This window comes from Gordonia hirsuta DSM 44140 = NBRC 16056, assembly GCF_000333015.1.
Lineage (GTDB): Bacteria > Actinomycetota > Actinomycetes > Mycobacteriales > Mycobacteriaceae > Gordonia > Gordonia hirsuta.
In genome coordinates this window covers 164467-184995 of record NZ_BANT01000004.1, presented here as the reverse complement: position 1 = coordinate 184995, position 20529 = coordinate 164467, and the positions used below count along the sequence as shown (strand labels likewise).

Annotated in this window: 19 protein-coding genes and 1 riboswitch; of the genes, 12 read left to right on the top strand and 7 right to left on the bottom strand. The window is 69.1% G+C overall.

Going from position 1 to position 20529, the window contains the following annotated elements; translation table 11 throughout:
* Positions 1-1278, top strand: coding sequence for a glutaminase (locus GOHSU_RS02405; protein ID WP_005936244.1), 1278 nt, complete (start codon positions 1-3; stop codon positions 1276-1278).
* Complete coding sequence (gene abc-f, locus GOHSU_RS02400; protein ID WP_005936242.1) at positions 1275-2918, top strand: ribosomal protection-like ABC-F family protein; 1644 nt, start codon at positions 1275-1277, stop codon at positions 2916-2918. Before GOHSU_RS02405 ends, abc-f begins: the two co-directional genes overlap by 4 nt.
* 25 nt (positions 2919-2943) lie before the next feature.
* On the opposite strand, the gene GOHSU_RS02395 is transcribed toward abc-f, so the two are convergent.
* Entirely contained in the window at positions 2944-3966 is a 1023-nt protein-coding gene (locus GOHSU_RS02395) for an LLM class flavin-dependent oxidoreductase (RefSeq protein WP_005936239.1), read from the bottom strand.
* 49 nt (positions 3967-4015) lie between these two features.
* Positions 4016-4213: riboswitch (cobalamin riboswitch) on the top strand.
* 26 nt (positions 4214-4239) lie between these two features.
* On the opposite strand from GOHSU_RS02395, the gene GOHSU_RS02390 reads away from it, so the two are divergent.
* The 6 genes from GOHSU_RS02390 (at position 4240) to GOHSU_RS02365 (ending at position 9987) form a co-directional block, all read left to right on the top strand.
* Positions 4240-5205: an ABC transporter substrate-binding protein gene (locus GOHSU_RS02390; RefSeq protein WP_005936236.1), complete on the top strand. Its 966-nt coding sequence runs from the start codon at positions 4240-4242 to the stop codon at positions 5203-5205.
* A gap of 53 nt (positions 5206-5258) precedes the next feature.
* Positions 5259-6254, top strand: a complete 996-nt coding sequence (locus GOHSU_RS02385; RefSeq protein ID WP_345917287.1) for a FecCD family ABC transporter permease — start codon at positions 5259-5261, stop codon at positions 6252-6254.
* Positions 6251-7105 carry an ABC transporter ATP-binding protein gene (locus tag GOHSU_RS02380; RefSeq protein WP_005936230.1) on the top strand — a complete coding sequence of 285 codons (855 nt, stop codon included), beginning with the start codon at positions 6251-6253 and terminating at the stop codon, positions 7103-7105. The genes GOHSU_RS02385 and GOHSU_RS02380 overlap by 4 nt, the downstream gene beginning before the upstream one ends.
* Positions 7102-7884 carry a (2Fe-2S) ferredoxin domain-containing protein gene (locus GOHSU_RS02375; RefSeq protein ID WP_005936227.1) on the top strand — a complete coding sequence of 261 codons (783 nt, stop codon included), beginning with the start codon at positions 7102-7104 and terminating at the stop codon, positions 7882-7884. The genes GOHSU_RS02380 and GOHSU_RS02375 overlap by 4 nt, the downstream gene beginning before the upstream one ends.
* 71 nt (positions 7885-7955) lie before the next feature.
* Entirely contained in the window at positions 7956-8783 is an 828-nt protein-coding gene (locus GOHSU_RS02370) for a Cof-type HAD-IIB family hydrolase (protein WP_005936224.1), read from the top strand.
* 67 nt (positions 8784-8850) lie between these two features.
* Complete coding sequence (locus GOHSU_RS02365) at positions 8851-9987, top strand: ATP-binding protein (RefSeq protein ID WP_005936221.1); 1137 nt, start codon at positions 8851-8853, stop codon at positions 9985-9987.
* A gap of 6 nt (positions 9988-9993) precedes the next feature.
* On the opposite strand, the gene GOHSU_RS02360 is transcribed toward GOHSU_RS02365, so the two are convergent.
* Positions 9994-11169 (bottom strand): CapA family protein, encoded by a 1176-nt coding sequence (locus GOHSU_RS02360; RefSeq protein ID WP_245551664.1) that lies wholly within the window; start codon positions 11167-11169, stop codon positions 9994-9996.
* Positions 11170-11316: 147 nt separating this feature from the next.
* Between GOHSU_RS02360 and GOHSU_RS02355 the strand changes: the two genes are divergently transcribed.
* Together GOHSU_RS02355 and GOHSU_RS02350 are read left to right on the top strand one after the other, a co-directional pair.
* Complete coding sequence (locus tag GOHSU_RS02355; RefSeq protein WP_174293519.1) at positions 11317-12018, top strand: YoaK family protein; 702 nt, start codon at positions 11317-11319, stop codon at positions 12016-12018.
* A gap of 50 nt (positions 12019-12068) precedes the next feature.
* Positions 12069-13001 carry a hypothetical protein gene (locus GOHSU_RS02350; RefSeq protein ID WP_005936211.1) on the top strand — a complete coding sequence of 311 codons (933 nt, stop codon included), beginning with the start codon at positions 12069-12071 and terminating at the stop codon, positions 12999-13001.
* 21 nt (positions 13002-13022) lie between these two features.
* Here the strand turns inward: GOHSU_RS02350 and GOHSU_RS02345 are convergent, their stop codons facing one another.
* From GOHSU_RS02345 to GOHSU_RS02325, 5 genes are all read right to left on the bottom strand, one after another.
* Positions 13023-13781: an amino acid ABC transporter ATP-binding protein gene (locus GOHSU_RS02345; RefSeq protein ID WP_005936208.1), complete on the bottom strand. Its 759-nt coding sequence runs from the start codon at positions 13779-13781 to the stop codon at positions 13023-13025.
* Position 13782: 1 nt separating this feature from the next.
* Complete coding sequence (locus tag GOHSU_RS02340) at positions 13783-15516, bottom strand: ABC transporter substrate-binding protein/permease (protein ID WP_005936205.1); 1734 nt, start codon at positions 15514-15516, stop codon at positions 13783-13785.
* A gap of 80 nt (positions 15517-15596) precedes the next feature.
* Positions 15597-16955, bottom strand: coding sequence for a magnesium transporter (gene mgtE / locus GOHSU_RS02335; RefSeq protein ID WP_005936202.1), 1359 nt, complete (start codon positions 16953-16955; stop codon positions 15597-15599).
* Positions 16956-17486: 531 nt separating this feature from the next.
* Positions 17487-17807 carry a histone-like nucleoid-structuring protein Lsr2 gene (locus tag GOHSU_RS02330; protein ID WP_005936200.1) on the bottom strand — a complete coding sequence of 107 codons (321 nt, stop codon included), beginning with the start codon at positions 17805-17807 and terminating at the stop codon, positions 17487-17489.
* A 115-nt stretch (positions 17808-17922) separates the two neighbouring features.
* Positions 17923-18678: a hypothetical protein gene (locus tag GOHSU_RS02325; protein ID WP_024332730.1), complete on the bottom strand. Its 756-nt coding sequence runs from the start codon at positions 18676-18678 to the stop codon at positions 17923-17925.
* Between GOHSU_RS02325 and trhO the strand changes: the two genes are divergently transcribed.
* Both trhO and GOHSU_RS02315 read left to right on the top strand, forming a co-directional pair.
* The gene (gene trhO, locus GOHSU_RS02320) at positions 18671-19477 is read left to right on the top strand and encodes an oxygen-dependent tRNA uridine(34) hydroxylase TrhO (RefSeq protein WP_005936195.1); all 807 of its coding nucleotides are present in this window, start codon (positions 18671-18673) and stop codon (positions 19475-19477) included. The two genes, GOHSU_RS02325 and trhO, sit on opposite strands and share 8 nt — an antisense overlap.
* Positions 19474-20499 (top strand): CobW family GTP-binding protein, encoded by a 1026-nt coding sequence (locus GOHSU_RS02315; RefSeq protein WP_005936191.1) that lies wholly within the window; start codon positions 19474-19476, stop codon positions 20497-20499. Before trhO ends, GOHSU_RS02315 begins: the two co-directional genes overlap by 4 nt.
* The last annotated feature ends 30 nt before the right edge of the window (positions 20500-20529 follow it).

The window sequence follows — 20529 nt, the reverse complement described above, 5'->3', positions numbered from 1 at the left end:
GTGCGCTCACCGATCCCCGACTACCTCACCGACGCCCTGCGCTCGGTGGCCGCCGACACCTCCGGGGCCACCGCCGACTACATCCCGGAACTGGCGCAGGCCGACCCGGACCGGCTGGCGGCGGCCCTGTGCACCGTCGACGGGCACGTCTACTCGGCCGGCGACGCCGATGTCGAGTTCAGCATCCAGTCCATCTCCAAACCGTTCGTCTACGCGCTGGCGCTGGCCGACCGCGGTTTCGACGAGGTGCTGTCGAAAGTGTGGGTCGAGCCCAGTGGGGACTCCTTCAACCAGATCTCCCTGGAACCCGAGAGCGGTCGTCCCCGTAACCCCATGATCAACGCCGGTGCGCTGGTGGCCACCAGCCTGAGCGGTCCTCCCGGAGCGGGTGCGGATCAGCGGTTCGAGCGGATCGTCGACGGGCTCAGCGCCTTCGCCGGCCGCCGGCTTGAGGTCGACGAGGCCGTGTACGAATCCGAACTGCACCACGCCTATCGCAACCGGGCGCTGGCGAACATGCTGCGCGCCCACGACATCATCGCCGAGGACCCGCTGGTGGCCGTCGCCGGCTACACCCGCCAGTGCTCGCTGCTGGTGACCACCGACGATCTGGCGGTGATGGCGGCGACGCTGGCCAACCGCGGCGTCAACCCGGTCACCGGACGGCCGGTGGTCTCGGCGCCGGTGGTCCGGCAGGTCCTCAGTGTGATGTCCACGTGCGGGATGTACGACGGCGCCGGCGACTGGATGACGCGGGTGGGGGTGCCCGCCAAAAGCGGGGTGTCCGGCGGTCTGATCGGTGCGCTGCCCGGCCAGGCCGGGATCGCGACCTTCTCGCCCCGGCTGGACCGGCACGGCAACAGTGTGCGCGGGGTGGATCTGTTCCAGCGGTTCACCGCCGATATGGGCATGCACCTGATGGATGTGCCCGGCACCGCCCGGGAGGCGATCGCCGACCGGTACGTCGACGGTGACGGACCCGATGCGATCGAAGTGATCGAACTGCAGGGCGATCTGCGATTCGCCGCCGCCGAACACGTGGTCCGCGAATTCGAGGTGCGCCCGCCGGTGACCTCGTCGATCCTGCTCGATCTGGCCCGGATCGGGACAATCGACGACGTCGGGCGGCGCATGCTGCTCGAGGCGGTGCGCCGCCTGACGATCGACGGCCACGAGGTGTTCGTCCTCGATCCCGATCAGGTGCTGCCCGACCCGGATCCGGGCACCGGCGGCCGGATCACCGTGGTGGACGACCGCGGACAGGTGCGGCAGCGATGACGGCGACCCTGGTGGCCAAGGATCTGGCCGGCGGCTACGCCCACCGCGTGCTGTTCGACGACGTGAACCTGACCGTCGGACCCGGCGATGTGATCGGGGTGATCGGTGCCAACGGGGCGGGTAAGACGACCCTGCTGCAGATACTCGCCGGGGAGCTGGCACCGCTGGCCGGAACCGTCTCACGCACCCCCGCCGACGCCTTCGTCGGTTGGCTGCCGCAGGAACACGAGCGCCGCACCGGAGAGACCATCGCGCAGTACGTCGCCCGGCGCACCGGGGGCACGGCCGCGACGGCGGCCATGGACGCGGCCGCTGCGGCACTGGCAGAGCCGTCGCCGCCGGCCGGGGCCGACGACCGCTACGCCGCGGCCCTGGACCACTGGCTGGCCACCGGGGCTCCCGACCTGGACGAACGACTGCCGGCGGTGCTGTCCGAACTGGGATTGACCGTCGGCGCATCTGCGGCGATGACCGAACTATCCGGCGGGCAGGCCGCGCGGGTGGGACTGGCGGCACTGCTGTGCTCCCGGTTCGACATCGTGCTGCTCGACGAGCCGACCAACGATCTGGACTTGGACGGGCTGGCCCGCCTGGAGGAGGTGGTCACGGCGATGCGCGGCGGGGTGGTGCTGGTCAGCCACGACCGCGAGTTCCTCTCCCGAACCGTGACCCGGGTGCTGGAACTGGACCTGGCCCAGCACACCAGCACCGTCTACGGCGGCGGCTACGATAGCTACCTGGAAGAACGCGAGGTGGACCGGCGCCACCGCCGTCAGGAGTACGAGGAGTTCGCCGAGAAGAAGGCCGATCTGGTGGCTCGGGCGCGCACGCAACGCGAATGGTCGAGCAAAGGGGTGCGCAACGCCGTCCGCAAGGCGCCCGACAACGACAGGATCCGTCGCCGGGCGGAGACCGAATCCAGCGAGAAGCAGGCGCAGAAGGTCCGGCAGATGGAAAGCCGTATCGCCCGGCTCGAGGAGGTCGCCGAACCGCGCAAGGAGTGGGTCCTGGAGTTCACGATCGGCTCTGCACCCCGCTCGAGCGGGGTGGTGGCGACGGTGAACCAGGCCGTCGTACGACAGGGAGATTTCACCCTGGGACCGGTGTCATTACAGGTCAACGCCGGCGAACGGATCGCGATCACCGGACCCAACGGAGCCGGAAAATCGACGCTGCTGCGGCTGCTCCTGGGTCGGCAGGCTCCCGACGAGGGCACCGCGCACCTGGGTGCCAGCGTCGCGATCGGCGAGATCGATCAGTCGCGGGCCCTGTTCACCGGAACCCAGCCGCTGGCCGCCCGCTTCGAGTCGCTGGTGCCCGACTACACCACCGAACGGGTGCGGACGCTGCTGGCCAAGTTCGGTTTGCGCGCCGATCACGTCGATCGCGCCGTCGAGAAGCTGTCCCCGGGGGAATGCACCCGCGCAGCCCTGGCGCTGCTGCAGGCCCGAGGCGTCAACGTGCTGGTGCTCGACGAACCCACCAACCACCTGGACCTGGCCGCCATCGAACAACTCGAATCGGCCCTGCAGACCTACGACGGCGCTCTGCTGCTGGTGACGCACGACCGGCGCATGCTTCAAGTGGTGCAGACCGATCGCCGCTGGCAGGTGGAGGACGGCCGGGTCAGCGAACGGTAGCCGCGCCCCGGCCGTCCCGGCCGGCTCAGGCGAGCATGTCCTTGACCATCGGCACCACCTGTTCGCCGTACAGCTGGACCGAACGGTGCTGGGCGGCATGGGGGACCGGCTGGTCGTACTTGAAGTCGAACCGGTTCACCGGCAGCGCCCGCAGGGTGCGGGCGATCTTGGTGGCCACGGTCTGCGGCGAGCCGACGTACAGGGAGCCGTGTTCGATCTCGTCCTCGAACTCGCCGGGCCGCGGCGGGCCCCACCCGCGCTCGGCGCCCAGCCGGGTCCGGAACGCCAGCCAGCCGTCGTAGACGGTCTCGCGGGCCTGCTCATCGGTGGGTGCGACCAGGCCGGGGGAGTGCACGGCGACCGGGGCGCGGGGCACCCCGAACTCGTCCTGGGCCCGATCGAACAGGTCGATGTAGGGGGCGAACCGCGCCGGATCGCCGCCGATGATCGCCAGGAACAGGTTGAAGCCGTAACGGGCGGTGCGCACCACCGATTCGGGGGTCCCGCCGACACCGACCCACACCGGCAGCCGCTGGCCGGTGGTGGGGAAGACCCGCTGATCGGTCAGCGCGGCCCGGGTGGTGCCGCTCCAGGTGACCGGCTCCTGCTCGATCAGCTTCGACAGCAGATCCAGTTTCTCCTCGAACAGGACCTCGTAGTCGGACAGGTCGTAGCCGAACAGCGGGAACGATTCGATGAACGAGCCGCGGCCGGCCACGATCTCGGCGCGTCCGTCCGAGACCGCATCCAGGGTCGCGAAACGTTCCACCACCCGTACCGGGTCGTCGGAGCTGAGCACCGTCACCGCCGAGCCGAGGCGGATGGTCGAGGTCTTCCCCGCGATCGCCGCCAGCACCATCTCGGGGCTGGACACGGCGAAATCCGGGCGATGGTGCTCGCCGACACCGAAGAAGTCCAGGCCCAGCTCGTCGGCGACGACCGCATCGTCGATCAGGTCCCGGATCACCTGCGGATGCGACACCTGCCGGCCGTGCTCGTCGGTGGTGACTCCACCGAAGGTGTCCAATCCGAATTCGACGTCACTCATACTCTGGATCAAGCCCGGTCGGCGCGCGATTATTCCGCGCGCGAGGCTAGGATGATTCCGACGCTGCGGTGTTCGGGAAGTCCGGTGCAAGACCGGCGCGGTTCTCGCCACTGTGAGCAGGTCCGACGACGGCTTCGGGAACCTCCCGGCCACTGGGCGCCGCACCCCGCGCGGGACGGCCCCGGGAAGGCGCCGTCGCCGGAAGTCCCTGCCGAGCCAGGAGACCGGCCGTAGCGCACACCACGATTCCACGAGAATGGAAGGCGGGTAGCCGTGCGCACCCTGCAAACCGTCGTCACCGTCACCACCGCGGCGGCGCTGTCCCTGGGGCTGAGTGCCTGCGGCACCAACGAACCCTCCGCCGACGGCGGCACCGTCAGCCTGACCAACTGCGGCCGGACGGTGACGCTGCCGGCCCCGGCCGCGCGCGGCGTCACCGTCAACCAGGGGGCCACCGAATCGGCGCTGACCGTCGGCGCCGGCGACCAGCTGGTCGGTACCGCCTACCTCGACGATGCGATCGCCCCGGCGCTGCAGGCCGCCTACGACAAGGTTCCGGTGCTGGCGCCGAAATACCCCAGCCTCGAGCAGGTGCTGACGGTTCACCCCGATCTGGTGGCCGCCTCCTACTCCTCGGCGTTCGGGGACAAGGGCATCGGCACCCGCGAGGAACTGGCCGGGCTGGGGATCGCCACCTACGTCTCCCCGTTCGGATGCGAGAACAAGGACGACCGTCCGGCGGCCTCGTGGGAGGCGATCGCCGGCGAGGTCTCCGACTACGGAGTCCTGTTCGGCCGCTCCGCGCAAGCCGATGAGGTGAACACCCGGATGCGTCAGCAGCTGAGCGACCTGGAGCGGGATGCGCACGGTAAGGGTGTGCGGATCTTCTGGTGGGACAACGGCACCGACACCCCGTCGGCCGGTGCCGGACAGGGCGGCCCGCAGCTGATCATGGACGCGGTCGGTGCCACTAACGTCTTCGCCGATCAGCCCGGCAACTGGGCCGATGTCAGCTGGGAACAGGTGCTGCGCGCCGATCCGGAGGTGATCGTGCTGATCGATGCCGACTTCTCTTCCGCCGACTCGAAGAAGGCCTATCTGCAGGCCGACCCGGTACTGAAGAACCTGACGGCGGTGCGCGAGCAGTCGTATCTGGTGCTGCCGTTCTCCGAGTCGACGCCGGGGGCCCGCACCATCGACGGCGCGGTGGCGCTGTCGGACCATCTGGGTTCGCGCTGACCGCTCGGCTGCTGGACCGTCGTACCACCGGCGGCCTGCTGATCCTGACGGTGGTGCTGGCCGCCGCGCTCGTGTTGAGCATGGCTGCGGGCATCGTCGTCGGTTCGGTCGGGCTGAGTCTGGACGAGGTGTTCACCGCGATCGGTGCGCGGCTGGGGCTGGCCGGCGGAATCGACGCCAACACCGTCCACATCGTGGTGAACCTGCGGATGCCGCGGGTGGTGACAGCGGCCGCGGTCGGCGCGGGCCTGGCGGTCTGCGGGGCGGTGCTGCAGTCGCTGACCGGAAACGTTCTGGCCGACCCGTATCTGCTGGGCATGTCCTCGGGGGCCTCGGTGGGTGCGGTGCTGGTGATCACCACCGGGCTGGGCGTGGGGCTGACCGCCGGGATCGGGGCGGTGTCGGTGGCCGCTTTCATCGGCGCTCTGGGGGCGCTGGCGCTGGTCTTCGCGATCGCCACCACCCGTAGCGGTGCGCTGCTGCCCAACCGGCTGATCCTGGCCGGTGTGGCCGTCGCCCAAGGGGGAGCGGCGCTCACCTCGGCGATGATCTACTTCGGCGACCGGGACGCCGCTGCGATCGTGTTGCGCTGGACCCTGGGCTCGGTCGCCGGTGCCCGCTGGCCCTCGACCCTGGTGGTGCTGATCGCGGTGGCGGCCACACTGGCGGTGGTGTGGTGGCACGCCCGGGTCCTGGACGCGTTCACCTTCGGCGATCGGGCCGCCGCCAGCCTGGGTGTCCCGGTCACCGCCACCCGCTGGATTCTGTATCTGACGGTGTCGATCTGCACCGCCGTGCTGGTCGCCGACACCGGCATCATCGGGTTCGTCGGACTGGTGATCCCGCATCTGGCCCGCTTCGCCGTCGGCCCGCTGCATCGGCGGCTGCTGCCGGTCACCGCCCTGGTCGGGGCGCTGCTGCTGGTGGGCGCCGACATCGCCTCCCGGGTGGTGCTGCCCGGCCGGGAACTGCCGCTGGGCCTGGTGACCGCGCTGGTGGGTGTTCCGGTCTTCGTGGTGATCCTGCGCCGGCACGGGGCACCGGCATGAGCGGCGACCGCACCACGAGCGGCCGCCGGGGCGGGCCGGACCGCCGACCGCCGCAGATCGAACTGGCCGGTGTCGGCGTGCGCATCGGTGCCAAGGTGCTGCTCGACGACGTCTGCGCGACCGTCCCGGCGGGCGGCTTCACCGGCATCATCGGGCCCAACGGGTCGGGCAAGACGACGCTGCTGTCGACGGTGGCCCGCTGGATCACCCCGGCCACCGGACAGGTGCTGCTGGACGGGACGCCGGTCCGGGCCTACTCGGGGCGGGAACTGGCCCGGGTGATGGCCACCGTGGAACAGCATTCGGTCACCGAAGCCGATCTGACCGTGGAGCAGGTGGTCGATCTGGGCACCATCCCGCGAGCCGGCGGACGGCTGCGCCGCATCGACACCCGAGAGATCGTCGACGATGCCCTGACCGCGCTGGGGCTGCAGAAGTTGCGCACCCGCACCTGGCAGTCGCTGTCGGGTGGGGAACGGCAGAAGACGCAGATGGCCCGCGCCCTGGCCCAACAACCACGGGTGCTGGTCCTGGACGAGCCCACCAACCACCTGGACGTGGCGGCCTCGCTGGAACTGCTCGCGCAGCTGCGGGATCTTCCGGTGACCGCGGTGGCCGCCCTGCACGATCTGCAGCTGGCCGGACTGTACTGCGACCACCTGATCGTGCTCGCCGGCGGCCGCGTCGTCGCCGAGGGCCCGCCGGCGCTGGTACTGACCCCGGCATTGCTGGACCGCGTGTACGGCCTGGATGCCGAGGTGATGCCGCACCCGCGGTCGGGTGCTCCGCTGGTGATCCTCAACGGAGTGCAGCGACACGGCGGGGCACAACCTGAAACGGAGCAGATATGACCATCGACTGGATCATCATCACCGCACCGACCGACCGGGGCGGCCTGCCGGCACCCGCGCTGGAACGGGCGGTGGTCGCACTGACCGCGCGCCGCCCGCAGGTGCCCGTGCGGGTGGCGGTGCTCGGCGGTACGGAGGTCCCGATCACCGAGGCGCTCGACGAGGCGGCCACCGCCGGAGCGCGATGCGTGCTGCTGGTCAGCGGCCAGACCCTGGGCGACACCAAACAGGACGCGTGGTGCGCGCGCCTCGTCGGACACTGGCTGCGCACCCGCCCGGCCGGCTCCACCGGGCCGCAGGTGCGGATCGCTCCGCTGCTCACCGAGCACGACGGGTACGCCGAGCTGCTGGAGGCGGCCATCGCCGGGGGCGGCGTCCCGGCCCGGCAGACCACCGCGCCGATCCAGTCGCCGGCCTGGGAGAACGTCCCCGGATTCGCCCGGCATGTCCTGGTCTGCCGCGGACCGCGCTGCAGCGTCGAGGGGGCCCGGGAGAGCTCGGTCGCCCTGGCCGCAGCCCTGGCGGCCCGGGATCTGGGCGACGACCAGGCGCTGCAGTCCCTCACCGGCTGCCTCTTCCCGTGCGGACAGGCCCCGGTGATGGTGGTCTATCCCGACGGCGTCTGGTACTCGGGGATGAGACCGGATCGGGTGGAGCAGCTGGTCGAGCGACACCTGGTCGGGGACACTCCGGTACCGGAGTGGATCGCGCGGCAGATGACCCCCGCAGCCACGACCCCCGCAGCCACGGCCCCCGAGGACCCGGCCCCAGAGGCCTGACCCCGCAGCGACCGGTCCTGGAAAGCGGGAAGCACGCGCGGGGCAGGCGCCGGCGATGAGACCATCGGAGGGTGCCTGAGTACTCGCTGCCGATGCCGCCGGACGATCTGCGCCTGGTCGTCGCCGATATGGACGGGACGCTGCTGACCCCGACCGGACAGGTGCCCGACGCCTTCTGGCCGCTGCTGGCCGAGATGCGCCGGCGCGGAATCCGCTTCGTCCCGGCCAGCGGCCGCCAGTACTACACGCTGGCCGATCTGTTCGCCCGCGATCCGGAGGGGATCTCGTACATCGCCGAGAACGGCAATCTGGTGGCCCACGAGGGCACGCTGACCGCCGGGACCGTCATCGATCCGCAGCTGGCGGCCGAGGTGATCGCCGCCTCGCGCCGCGCCACTGCCGATCGTGACCTGGGCCTGGTGGTGTGCGGGGTGGGCGGCGGCTACGCCGAACGCGACGATCCGGTGTTCGTCGACGAGTTCGCCAAGTATTACCACCGGCTCGCCCACGTCGAGGATCTGACGACGGTCGACGATGACATCCTCAAACTCGCCATCTACGACGGTGACGATGCCGCCGCGGCCGCGCGCGAACACTTCGACGTCTTCGCCGACCGCTGCCAGGTGGTGATCTCCGGCCCCAAATGGCTCGATCTGATGGCGCCGGGTGTCGACAAGGGTGTCGGACTGCGGTCCCTGCAGCAGGTCCTGGGCGTCGGTCCCGCCCAGACCGTCGTCTTCGGCGACTACCTCAACGACCTGCAGATGCTCGACGCCGCCGACTGGTCGTTCGCGATGGCCGACGGCCACCCGCAGGTGCGTGAGCGGGCACGCTATCTGGCCCCGCCCAATACCGACCAGGGTGTGATCACCGTGCTGCAAGCACTCCTGGGGCACTGAGGAGAACACGTCGGGGCTTCGGCCGAGCACCCGCGTCGCCGGCGCCGGCGGCCTAGCATCATCGGCTATGAGCGCAGAACTGCCGATCGGTACCCGTTTCGGTGAAGCCACGCCGGCCCGGCTGAACGCCTCCCGCCTGAATCGGCACACCTTCTGGTGCGGGCAGAGCGGCTCGGGCAAGACCTACGCACTCGGTGTGCTGCTGGAACAGGTCCTGCTGCACACCCGGCTGCCGATGGTGATCCTGGACCCGAACAGCGACTTCGTACATCTGCGGCAGAGCGCCGACGATGCGCCACCGGCGGCGGCCGCCGAACTGGCCGACCGCGACATCCGGGTGCTGCGGCGCACACCCGACGGATATCGCGGGGAACTGCCGTTGCGGGTGCGGTTTGTGGACATGGAGCTGCCGTCGCGCGCGGCGGTGATCCAGTTGGATCCGGTCGACGACGCCGCCGAGTTCAATGCGGCACTGCGGGCCGAGGCGGTCTTGCGCCAGGCCGTGGACAACCTGACCGGCGGGTCCGACGGGGACGAGCTGATGACGATGCGCCGGTCACTGCTGCCGCGTCTGCAGGCCAGCGGGGTTCCCGAGTTCGTGCAACTGGCGATGCGACTGGAGAACCTGGGGGTGGCCGACTGGGATCTGTGGGCGTTCACCGACGTCGCCGCCCCGGCGATCGTGGCCGAACGCCCGGATGCCACGGTGATCGATCTGGGCGGTTTCGATACCGCCGCCGAACCGCGGGCCGCCGCGCTGGCGGTGCTCGACGAGCTCTGGGCCCGGCGCCACGAACGGATCGGCCGGCTCATCGTGATCGACGAGGCCCACAACCTGTGTCCGCCGGCGCCGGCGACCCCGGTCGAACGGCTGCTGACCGAGCGGATCGTGCAGATCGCCGCCGAGGGCCGCAAATACGGTCTGTGGCTGCTGATGTCCACGCAGCGTCCGTCCAAGGTGCACCCCAATGCACTGTCGCAGTGCGACAACCTCGGGCTGATGAAGATGAGTTCCCCGCGGGACCTGGACGAGCTGGCGGGCATCTTCGGCTACGCCCCCGAGGAGCTGCTGCGGCAGGCGAGCGACTTCGTCCAGGGGCAGGTGCTCTTCGCCGGCGGGTTCATCGACCGCCCGGAGCTGGTGCAGATGGGGCGGCGGCTGACCCGCGAGGGCGGTTCGGACGTCGCGGTGCCGCTGCGCTGAGCGGCGCTATCGGGGGACCGGGGTGAACCGGTCGGAGACGGTGCCGTTCAGTGCCGGGGATATCTGGTTGAGGAAGCCCAGGACCTGGGTGCGCTGGGTGCCGGTGTACGGGGTGGGCACGTAGTCGTTGTACGCCTCGGTGCGGGAGATCCGCGTCGGGATCACCCGGTACTCGACACCGCGCACGGCCCCGTCGTTCACGCTCAGCCGCGTCTGCAGGATCGCGGTGCGCTTATCGGTCGGATCGGTGTTGCCTCCGAAGGCGAAGTTGCCCAGCGAATAGGCGATCAGCTTGCCCTTGTACACGTCCATCGACTGCAGCACGTGCGGGTGCGTGCCGATCACCGCGTCGGCGCCGGCGTCGATGGCCACGCGCGCCAGATCGCGCTGCACCTCGTACGGTTCGTGCACCGCCTCGATACCCCAGTGGAAGTAGGGGATCACCACCTGCGCGCCGCGACGGCGCAGATCGGCCAGGTCGGTACGGATCTTCTTGCGGGTCTGCGGGGTGTCGGCCCAGGTCTGGTAGCTGACCAGACCGACCTTGATGCCCTTGACGTCCTCGATCAGCGAGTAGTCGTAGTCGGAGCCGTCGTAGCCGGGGTTGCCGGTGCCGACGTACTTGATTCCGGCCGCGGCCAGGGCGCGGGTGGTCTCGGTGAAGCCCTTGCGCCCGTAATCCCAGGTGTGGTTGTTGGCCACGGTCACCACATCGATACCGCCGGCCGGCAGCGTCTTGGCCATCGCCGGATCACCGGCGAAATGGTAGAACTCGGTGCCCTCCTTGGGACGCGGATTGCGGGTGTCGCCGGTGAGCACCACCTCGAAGTTGGCGATCGTCAGATCGTCGGTGGCGAAGTACTTCTTGACGTTCTGGAAGAAGTAGCCCGGATCTCGGCCGCTGCGTTCCCAGGCAACCGGCAGCGTCAGACCGCCGAACTTCGGGTCGGTGCCCAGGATGTTGTCACCGGCCCAGCTCAGGGTGATGGTGCCCGAGGCGCCGTCGGGGCGGTGGGAGTTCGGTGCCGTGGCGGAGTTTCCGGTGGCGGAGTCTCCGGTGGCGCCGATCGCCGATGTCACCGACGACGCCGACGGAGCGTCGGCCGGAGCCGCGCAGGAAGACAGGGTCAGCGCCATCGCGCAGCCGAGGGCACCGGCACCGAAGAGCAATCGTGAACGCACGTGGCAGATGCAAACCGACGTCGGTGCCTGCGCGCAAGTCCGGCGGTGCGCAATCCCCTTGCGCGAGCTGCGGAATTCTCCACGGGAGAGGAGCCGCACGGGGCAGATGCGAGAATGTGCGGCATGAAGAGCATCCAGAGACGTGAGGTGACGCTGGCCGTGGTGCTGTCGTCGGCCGCGGGCTACCTCGATGCGGTCGGCTTCGTCGTGCTCGGCGGATTCTTCGTCTCGTTCATGAGTGGGAACACCACCGAGCTGGCCACCGGATCGGGGATGGGCGACTGGTCGGCGGCCGGGACGGCCGCGTCGATCATCGGGCTGTTCTTCGCCGGCACGGTCCTGGGCGCACTTCTCGTGCGGGTCCGTGACGGACGCACAACGGTGCTGGCGGCCACCAGCATCCTGGTGGCGATCACCGCGCTCCTGGATGTGACCGTGGCCGAGCGGTGGCCGGTGGCGGTGCTGTTGCCCCTGGCGATGGGCGTACTCAATGCGACCTTCCTGGTGGCGGGGGAGGCCAGCATCGGTTTGACCTACATGACCGGCGCGCTGGTCAAGGCCGGTCAGCGACTGGTCGACGCCTTCTTCGGCGGCCCCAAACTGCTGTGGTTGCGGCATCTGTCGCTGTGGGCGGCGCTGCTGGTGGGCGGGGTGATCGGCACGGTGATCCTGCGCCGTTTCGGGCTGGCGACCGCCCTGTGGGTGCCGGCCGTCCTGCTGGCGGTGATCACGGTGATCGTCGCGGTCGACCGGCACCGGCGCGGTGTCTTCGCCGTCAAACGGGAGCGCCGCGAGATCCAGGTGCTGGGTCCGGGACTGCGGCAAGAACGCCTCGGGCCGCCCCGGTAGGTCCGCGCCCTGCGCCGGCCGAGGCCCTGCGCTGGCCTAGGCTGACAGCTATGGCGGAGACCACCGAGGAACTCGGGGCGAGACTGCTCGAGGCGCAGATCGCCTTCGAGCTCAGTCAGCTCACCGACGACGATGCGCTGGCCGCGCTGATCGACGACGAGATCGGCCACTTCCTGACCGAGTCGGGCACCATCCCGCTCGAGGTGGTGATGCCGCGTGCGCTGATCAAGGACGTCGCCCGCAAGTACACGATGCAGTTCCCGGTGGAGGGGGCCATACCGGAGCTGGTGGGCCAGGTCGCCGCCCGGCTGTACCGGCATCCGGTGCACGAGCGCACCCGGCTCTCGGATGTGGTGGAGACCCGGCGTTTCGACGAGCTGGCGGCCATCGCCACCGGGCTGCCGCTGACCCGCCGCACCGTCGATCAGGTCTTGGAATCGCCGGCGACCACCGACACCCTGGTCGAGGTGGTCCAGCGAGCCGTGGAGAACCGCTTCGGTACCAAGACGGCGCGCCGGTTGGCCCGGCCGGTGGAGAAATGGACCCGCCGCGGTGCGGTGTTCGTGCTCGAGTCAGCGCAGGAGGACGCCGACGACCTGATCATCGACACCGTCCGGGATTTCTGGCGCTCGCGCGCCGACGGCCGGGTCAGCAGCTTCCGGGACACCGTTTCCGAGGTCGACGTCGAAGACACGGTGGTGCTCATCTTCGAGTTCTGGCGCACCTTCCGGCAGACCGATTACTTCCGGGCGCTGCTCGACGAAGCCATCGACGAGGTCTTCGACACCTACGGGGCCACCCCGATCGCCGATGTGATCGAGGATCTGGGGATCGGCGAGGCGGATCTGCGCGAGGAGGGGATGCGTTTCGGGCCGCCGGTGATCCGCCGCCTGGACCAGCAGGGGATTCTGGCCGCGATCGTGCGGCGGCGGCTGGAACCGTTCTACGCCTCCCCGCAGTTCCGCACCGCCGTACAGTCCTGATCGGCGGCTGGGCGAGGCCGCTCAGAGAACCTCGGCCAGGAAGTTCTGCAGCCGTTCGGTGGCCGGGGCCTCGAACAGCTGCACCGGTGGACCGGTCTCGATCACACGGCCGTGATCCATGAACAGCACGCTGTCGCTGACCTCGCGGGCATAACCCATCTCGTGGGTGACCACCACCATCGTCATCCCCTCCTGTGACAGTTCGGTCATCAACGCCAGCACACCCTTGACCAGTTCCGGATCCAGCGCGCTGGTGGCCTCGTCGAAGAACATGATCTGCGGTTTCATGGCCAGCGCCCGGGCGATGGCCACCCGCTGCTGCTGGCCGCCGGACAGGGTGGCCGGGCGGACCTCGGCCTTGGCCTGCAGGCCGACCTTGCCGAGTTCGCGGAGGGCCAGAGCGCGGGCCTGTTCGCTGTCCAGGCCGCGGAGTTTGCGCGGGGCGAGGGCGACGTTGTCCAGCACGCTCATGTGCGGGAACAGGTTGAACTGCTGAAAGACCATGCCGATCCGGCGGCGCAGCCGGTCGGGGTTGTCCCGCAGCACCGAACGTCCGTCGATCAGGATGTCTCCGGACTGCGGTTCGTGCAGCCGGTTGAGGACCCGCAGCAGCGTGGACTTTCCCGACCCCGACGGGCCGATCACGGTGGTGGTGGTTCCGGCCTCGACATGGATGTCCACGCCGCGCAGCACCTGATTGTCGCCGAACGACAGGTGCAGATCGCGGCCGGTGAGGGAGACCGGCTGCTGCTGGGTCAGCGGGAGGTCAGGGGTGCTCATCTCAGGCCTTTCCGGTGCGCAGCCGCGTGTCGATGTAGTTGACCAGATGGGTCAGCGGAACCGTCAACAGGAGATAGACCAGGCCCGCGGCCACCAGCGGGGAGAGGTTGCCGGTCTGCGCGTTCAGGTCGCGGCCGACGGCGAACAGTTCTCGCTGGCTGGCCAGTAGCCCGAGGAAGTAGATCAGCGACGAGTCTTTGATCAGCACGATGAACTGGTTCATCAAGGCCGGCAGCACGCGCCGTACGCCCTGCGGAATCACCACCAGCGCCATCGACTGCCGGTAGGGAAAGCCCAGGGCGCGGGCGGCCTCGAGCTGCCCGGCCTCCACACTCTGGATTCCCGAGCGGAAGATCTCGCCGATATACGCCGCGGCCAGCAGCGCCAGCGCCAGTGCGCCGAGCCAGTACGGATTGCCGCCGGTGAAGTTCTTGACCACCGGCCCGATCCCCAGCCCGATGATCAGGATCACCACGACGGCGGGCAGACCACGGAAGACGTCGGTGTAGATCCGGGCCGGCCAGCGCAGCCAGCGGGTCCGGGAGAGGCCGGCCACGGCCAGCAGCATGCCGGCGATGGTGCCGATCACCCCGGAGGCCAGCGCCAGGATGATGGTGTTGGGTAAGCCGGTCGTGAGCAGTTCGGGGAAGGCCTTGCGGTACAGCTCCCAGTTGAAGAAGGTGTCCTTCAGCTGAGCCAGGGTGCCTTTGGCGGCCACGGCGGGCGACTGCGGATCGGTCGCATGCGCGGCGGCGATCTCCCGGAAGTCCGGCAGAGTCGGGGCCGGTGCGGCACGGGACCCCGGCTTCCAGCCCGGCGGCAGTTCGCGCGGCACCCAGTCGCTGTACAAGCGGGCCCAGGTGCCGTCGGCGATCACCGCGTCCAGGCCGGCGTTGAGGGCGTCGATCAGGGGCTGATCACCCAGCGGGGTGGCCCACCCGACGAAGTTGTTGACGCTGAAGGTGTCCTCCAGGATCGCCATTCCGTCCCCGTCGGCGATGGCCCCGTCGGCCTGCTGGCTGGGGGCCACCCAGACATCGATCTGTCCGTTGCGCAGGTTGGCGTAGGCGGTGGCGTAGTCGGGGAACTTGACCGGATCCAGGTTCAGCGTGTGGGTGACGAAATCATCCTGGACGGTGCCCTGCACGACGCCTATCCGGTGTGCCGGACCGAGTTGAGCGAAGCCGTCCACGGCACCGTTCTGGGCGCCGACCAGCGAGAAATATCCGAAATCGTAGCCGTTGGTGAAGCCGACCGTTTTGCGGCGATCCTCGGTGGTGGTGATCGACGACGAGGCCACGTCGAAGCGGCGATTGGCCACCTGGGACAGCAGTCCGGAGAATTCGGTGCCGACGAACTCGATCTGTAGACCGAGCCGGTCGGCGACCGCCTTGAGCAGTTCGTTGTCGAAGCCGGTGTAGACGCCGGCGGAGTTGAGGCAGATGCTCGGCGGGGCATCCGAGAGTGTCCCGACCGTCAGGGTGCCGGGTTTGGCCAGCCGCAACGCCGAGACGTCGACCTGTGCCAGAGGCACCGTCGCGGCGGTGGTGAACTGGTCGGTGGTCTGCTCATCGGTGTTCAGATTCGCCGGGGCGGCCGTGGCGCTCTGCAGACCGGGCGGGGCGCACAGCCCGTCGTCCCCGGAGGACGACGAGCCGCAGGCGGCCAGGGCCAGGACGGCGAAGGCGACCAGGATCAGCGCCGGCAGGCGCCTCCGGAGACGATGGGAGGGCATGAGGTCTGACGTTAATGCCTCCGGCGGCTGCGGCGGCGAATAAAAATCACCGCGCGCGAGTGGGAGGCCGGCCGGCAGAGTCACAGCATGATCTGCGAGGCGATGAAGAAGTAGATCAGCACGCCGACACCGTCGCAGATGCTGGTGATCAGCGGTGCCGAAGCGCTCGCGGGATCCAGCTTCAGCTTCGTCAGCAGGAACGGCAGGGACATGCCGATCACGGCGCCGACCACCACGATCAGGATCACCGAGAGCGACACGACCAGCGCCACTTCGGTGCCACCGCGGGCCAGCCCCAGCAGGGAGACCGCCGCGGCCATCGACACGCCGAGCAGCAGGGCCACGAGCACCTCACGGCCCAGCAGCTTGCCCCAGTCGCGCATCCTGACGTCGCCGATCGCCAGGGCGCGGACCATCAGCGTCGAGGACTGCGAACCGGCGTTGCCTCCGGAGTCGATCAGCAGCGGCAGGAAGAAGACCAGGGACACCGTCGCGGCGATCAGATCCTCGTAGTGCGCGATCCCGGCACCGGAGAAGATGTTGCCGAAGACCAGCAGAACCAGCCAGCCCACCCGGGACCGGTACAGCGCCCAGACACCGGCATCGCGCAGGGACATCGGGAGACCGCCGACCGCGCCCATACGCCGGAAGTCCTCGGTGGTCTCGGTCGCCTGGATCTCGGCGGCACGCTCGGCGGTGACCACGCCGACCAGCCGTCCGTCGGCGATCACCGGAATCGAGGCGTACGGATACTCGGCGAAGACACCGACGAGCACCTCCTGGTCCTCGAAGGCGTCGATACTGACGATGTCCCCGCCGGCCAGGGTGCCCAGCTCGGTGTCGGACGGGCTCAACATCACATCGCGCGCCCCGGCCACGCCGACGAGTTCGCCGCCCGGACCCAGCAGGTGCACGTAGTGGGCCGATTCGGTGTGCGGACCCGCCCCGCGCATCATCTCCACCGCCTCGTGTGCGGTGCCGGTGGCCGGCATCGCCAGCAGGGACAGTGTCATGTGCGCGCCCACCGATTCGGCCGGGTAGGTCAGCAGCGTTTCCAGTTCGGTTCGCCGCGGCCCGCTCATGGCGGCCAGCACGGCCTCCTGCCGGCTGCCCATCTGGCGCAGGATCCGGCCGGCTGTCGACGGGGTCATCGTCGACAGCGCCGCGGCGGCGGCCGGGTCGACACGGCGGAGCAGGCGGGCGCCGGCACTGTTGCGGATCGCCGCGAACAGCTCGTCCAATTCGGACAGGGTGTGTGCGGCGACCAGAGCGCGGGACTGATTGCCGGACAGGTCGACTGCCTGCTCGGAGCGATTGTTGCGGCCGCGGATCTCGGTGCGCCAGGCGGCCAGATCGCACGCGGGATCGTCGTCGATACGTTCGGCGAGGGTGGGGATGCGGCCCAGGACGGCTAGAGATTCGATTTCGTTGCGGTACACAGCGACTTCTTCCATGAAGCGGCGCAGGCGGACGTCTGCCCAGCTCATCGGCCGGCGGCACGGCGAGACGGCGGTGGCACCGGATAGACGGCGGGTTCCACCGCGCGTCGGCCGGGCCCGATCGGCGTCGGCGGCCGGGGGCGGTGAGGAGACGGTCCTGCGGAAGAGGGAACGACCGCGCAGAGGCGGGCGTGAAGAATTGCTACTTGGTCAGGGCGAGAGCGCGGGAGTATGCGGCGCCGCCCATCGACTGTCGACTTCGACCGTCCATGTCGTCACCTCCGCGTGCCGCGTTCGGACCGGCCGAACGAAAATCAAGTAGTACCGGCGAGCGGAGCGCTGCGGGGCGCTCATCGCCGCGACGATATCCCGGTGTGCCAGCGGCGGCAATTCGTACCGCGAGCGGTCGATTCGGCCGGATCGGCGCCCGCGGGCGCCGGAAACGGCGGAGCCCGGAGCGCCGCGGCCGTGCAGACGAGGAGTCGCAGGCGATGCGGCGTTCCGGGCCCGGAAGTCAGCGCTGGGTCGGCCTCAGTGGGCAGCCTCGTACGCGGCGACCACATCGGCGGGGATGCGTCCGCGGTCGCTCACGGCGAAACCGTTCTCGGTGGCCCAGGCGCGGATCGCACGGGTGTCGCCGGCCTTGGCGGCGGCCCGCCGGACCGGCCGGCTGCTGATGGTGCGGGAAACCTTCTGGTACCGGTCCAGGAGTTCACGGAATTCGGCGGCATGGGCGGGGGAGGTGTCGAATTCGTAATTCTTACCGTCCAGGCTCCAGCGGACGGTCTCGTAATCGTCCAGTTCGGCGCCGTCGATGTCGTCCACGATCTGGATCTTGGTGACCTTTGCCATGAAATGCCCTTCGCTATTGATGGTTTGTCCGATATTTGCAGGATGCATGTATGTGGGTGAGTCTACAAGGATTCCTCGAGAGGAGACAAGGCAGCGAAATGCTGCCGAACAGCGATTATCGGCCCGATTTGCTCAGCAGTGCATCGGCGGCCTGTTGGTCGGCGTGAATCGGCTGATATCCGGTGCGGGTCAGTGCGAAACCGGCGGCCGAACCAGAATCGAGACAGTACAAGCCCGAGACGTCACTGAGGCAGGAGAAACTTCCGGCGGACAGTGCCGACCCGAACTCGAGGATATGGGTCCGAAAGAGAACCGGATAAAGGTTTGCGCATCCACCGGCGGCGGCGCCGGAACCACTCAGCACGGCCAGATGTGATTCCCATGCGCAGCCGTCGGGACTATGGGGAGCCGGCGTCTTGCGGCCGTCGATGCGCTCTCCGGCGCAGACGAGTGCATTGGCGCCGTTATTGCCGGTGGAGCAGCGGATGGCCCGGTCGGGAGTGGAGAAGTGGACGCCGGAGACGTCGTCCATCCGTTCGCCGGTGGCGGTGGTGGCGCCGATGTGGAAGGCGCCCAGACCCACGCGGGGCGCATCGCCGATCACCTTCCGGTAGCTGTCGGCTTCGGCCACGGTGTACGACCGCGACGCCGGCGCCGACGACTCCGGCGACGGGGCCGGCAGGGAGGCCGGTGAGGTCTCGGTGACCGGGGCGTCGGTACCGGGGATCTCGATCGCTGCGGGGCTGCTCGAAGACTGGTCGAGCAGTCCGCAGCCTGCGGTGGCGGCCAGCAGGGTCGCCGCGATCAGTCCGGTGGCCAGTCGCCGAATCGGCGCTCGCCGGAGAAATCCGTACGCTTGCACTGTGGCCACTCCCAAAATCGTGCTGTTCTACGTGTTCACACCGCTTCCGGACCCGGATGCGATCCGGCTATGGCAGCTGGCTGTGTGTGAGTCGCTCGGCCTGCGGGGCAGGATCATTGTCTCACCGCACGGCATCAATGCGACCGTGGGCGGGGATCTGCCCGAGGTCAAACGCTATGTCCGGACGCTACGAACCTACCCGGCTTTCGCCGGCGCCGATATCAAGTGGTCGGAAGGGCTCGGCGACGATTTTCCCCGGCTCAGTGTCAAGGTCCGGCCCGAGATCGTCACCTTCGGTGTGCCCGGGGAGGTGTCGGTCGACGCCCGACTCGTCGCCGAGCGGGGTGACGAGGTGGTCTTCTTCGACGGCCGCAATGCGATCGAAGCGCAGATCGGGCGATTCTCCGGGGCGGTGATTCCGCCGGTGGAGACCACGCGCGATTTTCTGCCGTTGATCGACAGCGGTGCCTTCGATGCGTACAAGGACCGGCCGCTGATCACCTATTGCACCGGTGGTGTGCGCTGTGAAGTACTCAGTGCATTGCTGCGTAATCGGGGATTCCGTGAGGTCTATCAACTCGACGGCGGCATCGTCCGATACGGACAGGTTTTCGGCGACGACGGCCTCTGGGAGGGGTCGCTGTATGTGTTCGACAGCCGGATGAGTGTGGACTTCTCCGACCGCGCGCAGGTGATTGGGAAGTGCTCGGAGTGTGCCGCGCCCACCAACCGGATCGCCAATCATCCCGATGAGCTCGGGCGGGAACTGGCGGTTCTCTGCACCGGGTGCCGACCGGTTTCGGGATGAGTCGTCCCGCGGTTCCCGTCATCATTCTGGCGGGCTTTCTCGGTGCCGGAAAGACGACGGTGCTCAACCATCTGCTGCGCAATTCCGGTGGCCGTCGGTTCGGGGTTCTGGTGAACGATTTCGGGTCGGTGAACATCGACGCGTTACTGGTCGCCGGACAATCGGCGGGAACCTTGAATCTGGCCAACGGCTGTATCTGCTGCACCACCGACGCCGAAGGCCTGACCGAGGCGCTGGCCGGCTTGGCAGTCTCCGGCGTCGACGCCATCGTGATCGAGGCCAGCGGTATCGCCGAACCCAAGGCGCTGATCCGGATGGTGCTGGCCGCCCGTGATGCCGCCGTGGCCTACGGCGGGCTGGTGTACGTGGTCGATACGCCCGCGCTGGAGCGGACCCTGGCCGAGCACCCCGTGGTCGCCGAACATCTGGCGGTTGCCGATCTGGTGGTGTGCAACAAGATCGATCTGGCCGGTGAGCAGATCCGGGAGCGGGTCCGTGCCCGTGTCGGCGAGGTGAATCCGACCGCGCCGATCCTGACCGTGGTGCGCGGCACCGTGGATCCGGCGCTGCTGGCCGACGGAGCGCGGGAGGCGGCGCAGGAGCTGCCCCGCCAGCTCACCATCGGGGAGCTGTTCGACGACGAGGATGTGCACGACCACGACCATCTGCACGAGGCCTTCGAATCGGTGGCCGTGAGCCGGCCCGGGCCGGTGGATCCGCGACGGCTGGCGGCCCTGCTCGAGCGCCCGCCGGCGGGGACCTACCGGTGCAAGGGACTGGCCTTCGTCGACCTTCCCGGACATCGCCGATATGCCTACGAGGTCCACGGAGTCGGCGGCTTCATCCATGTCGGCACCCGCGACTGGCCGGACGGGCAACCGGCCACCAGCCTGGTGCTCATCGGCGCCGGTCTGGATGTGCCGGCCGCCCGCACCGCCCTCGAGCAGGTTCTCGAACCGGCCGACCCGGCCGATGAGAACGGGATCTTGCACCTGACCAGATACCTGGCCGCAGAGTCCTGACGATCACGAGGCGCTAACGATTCCCCGGCT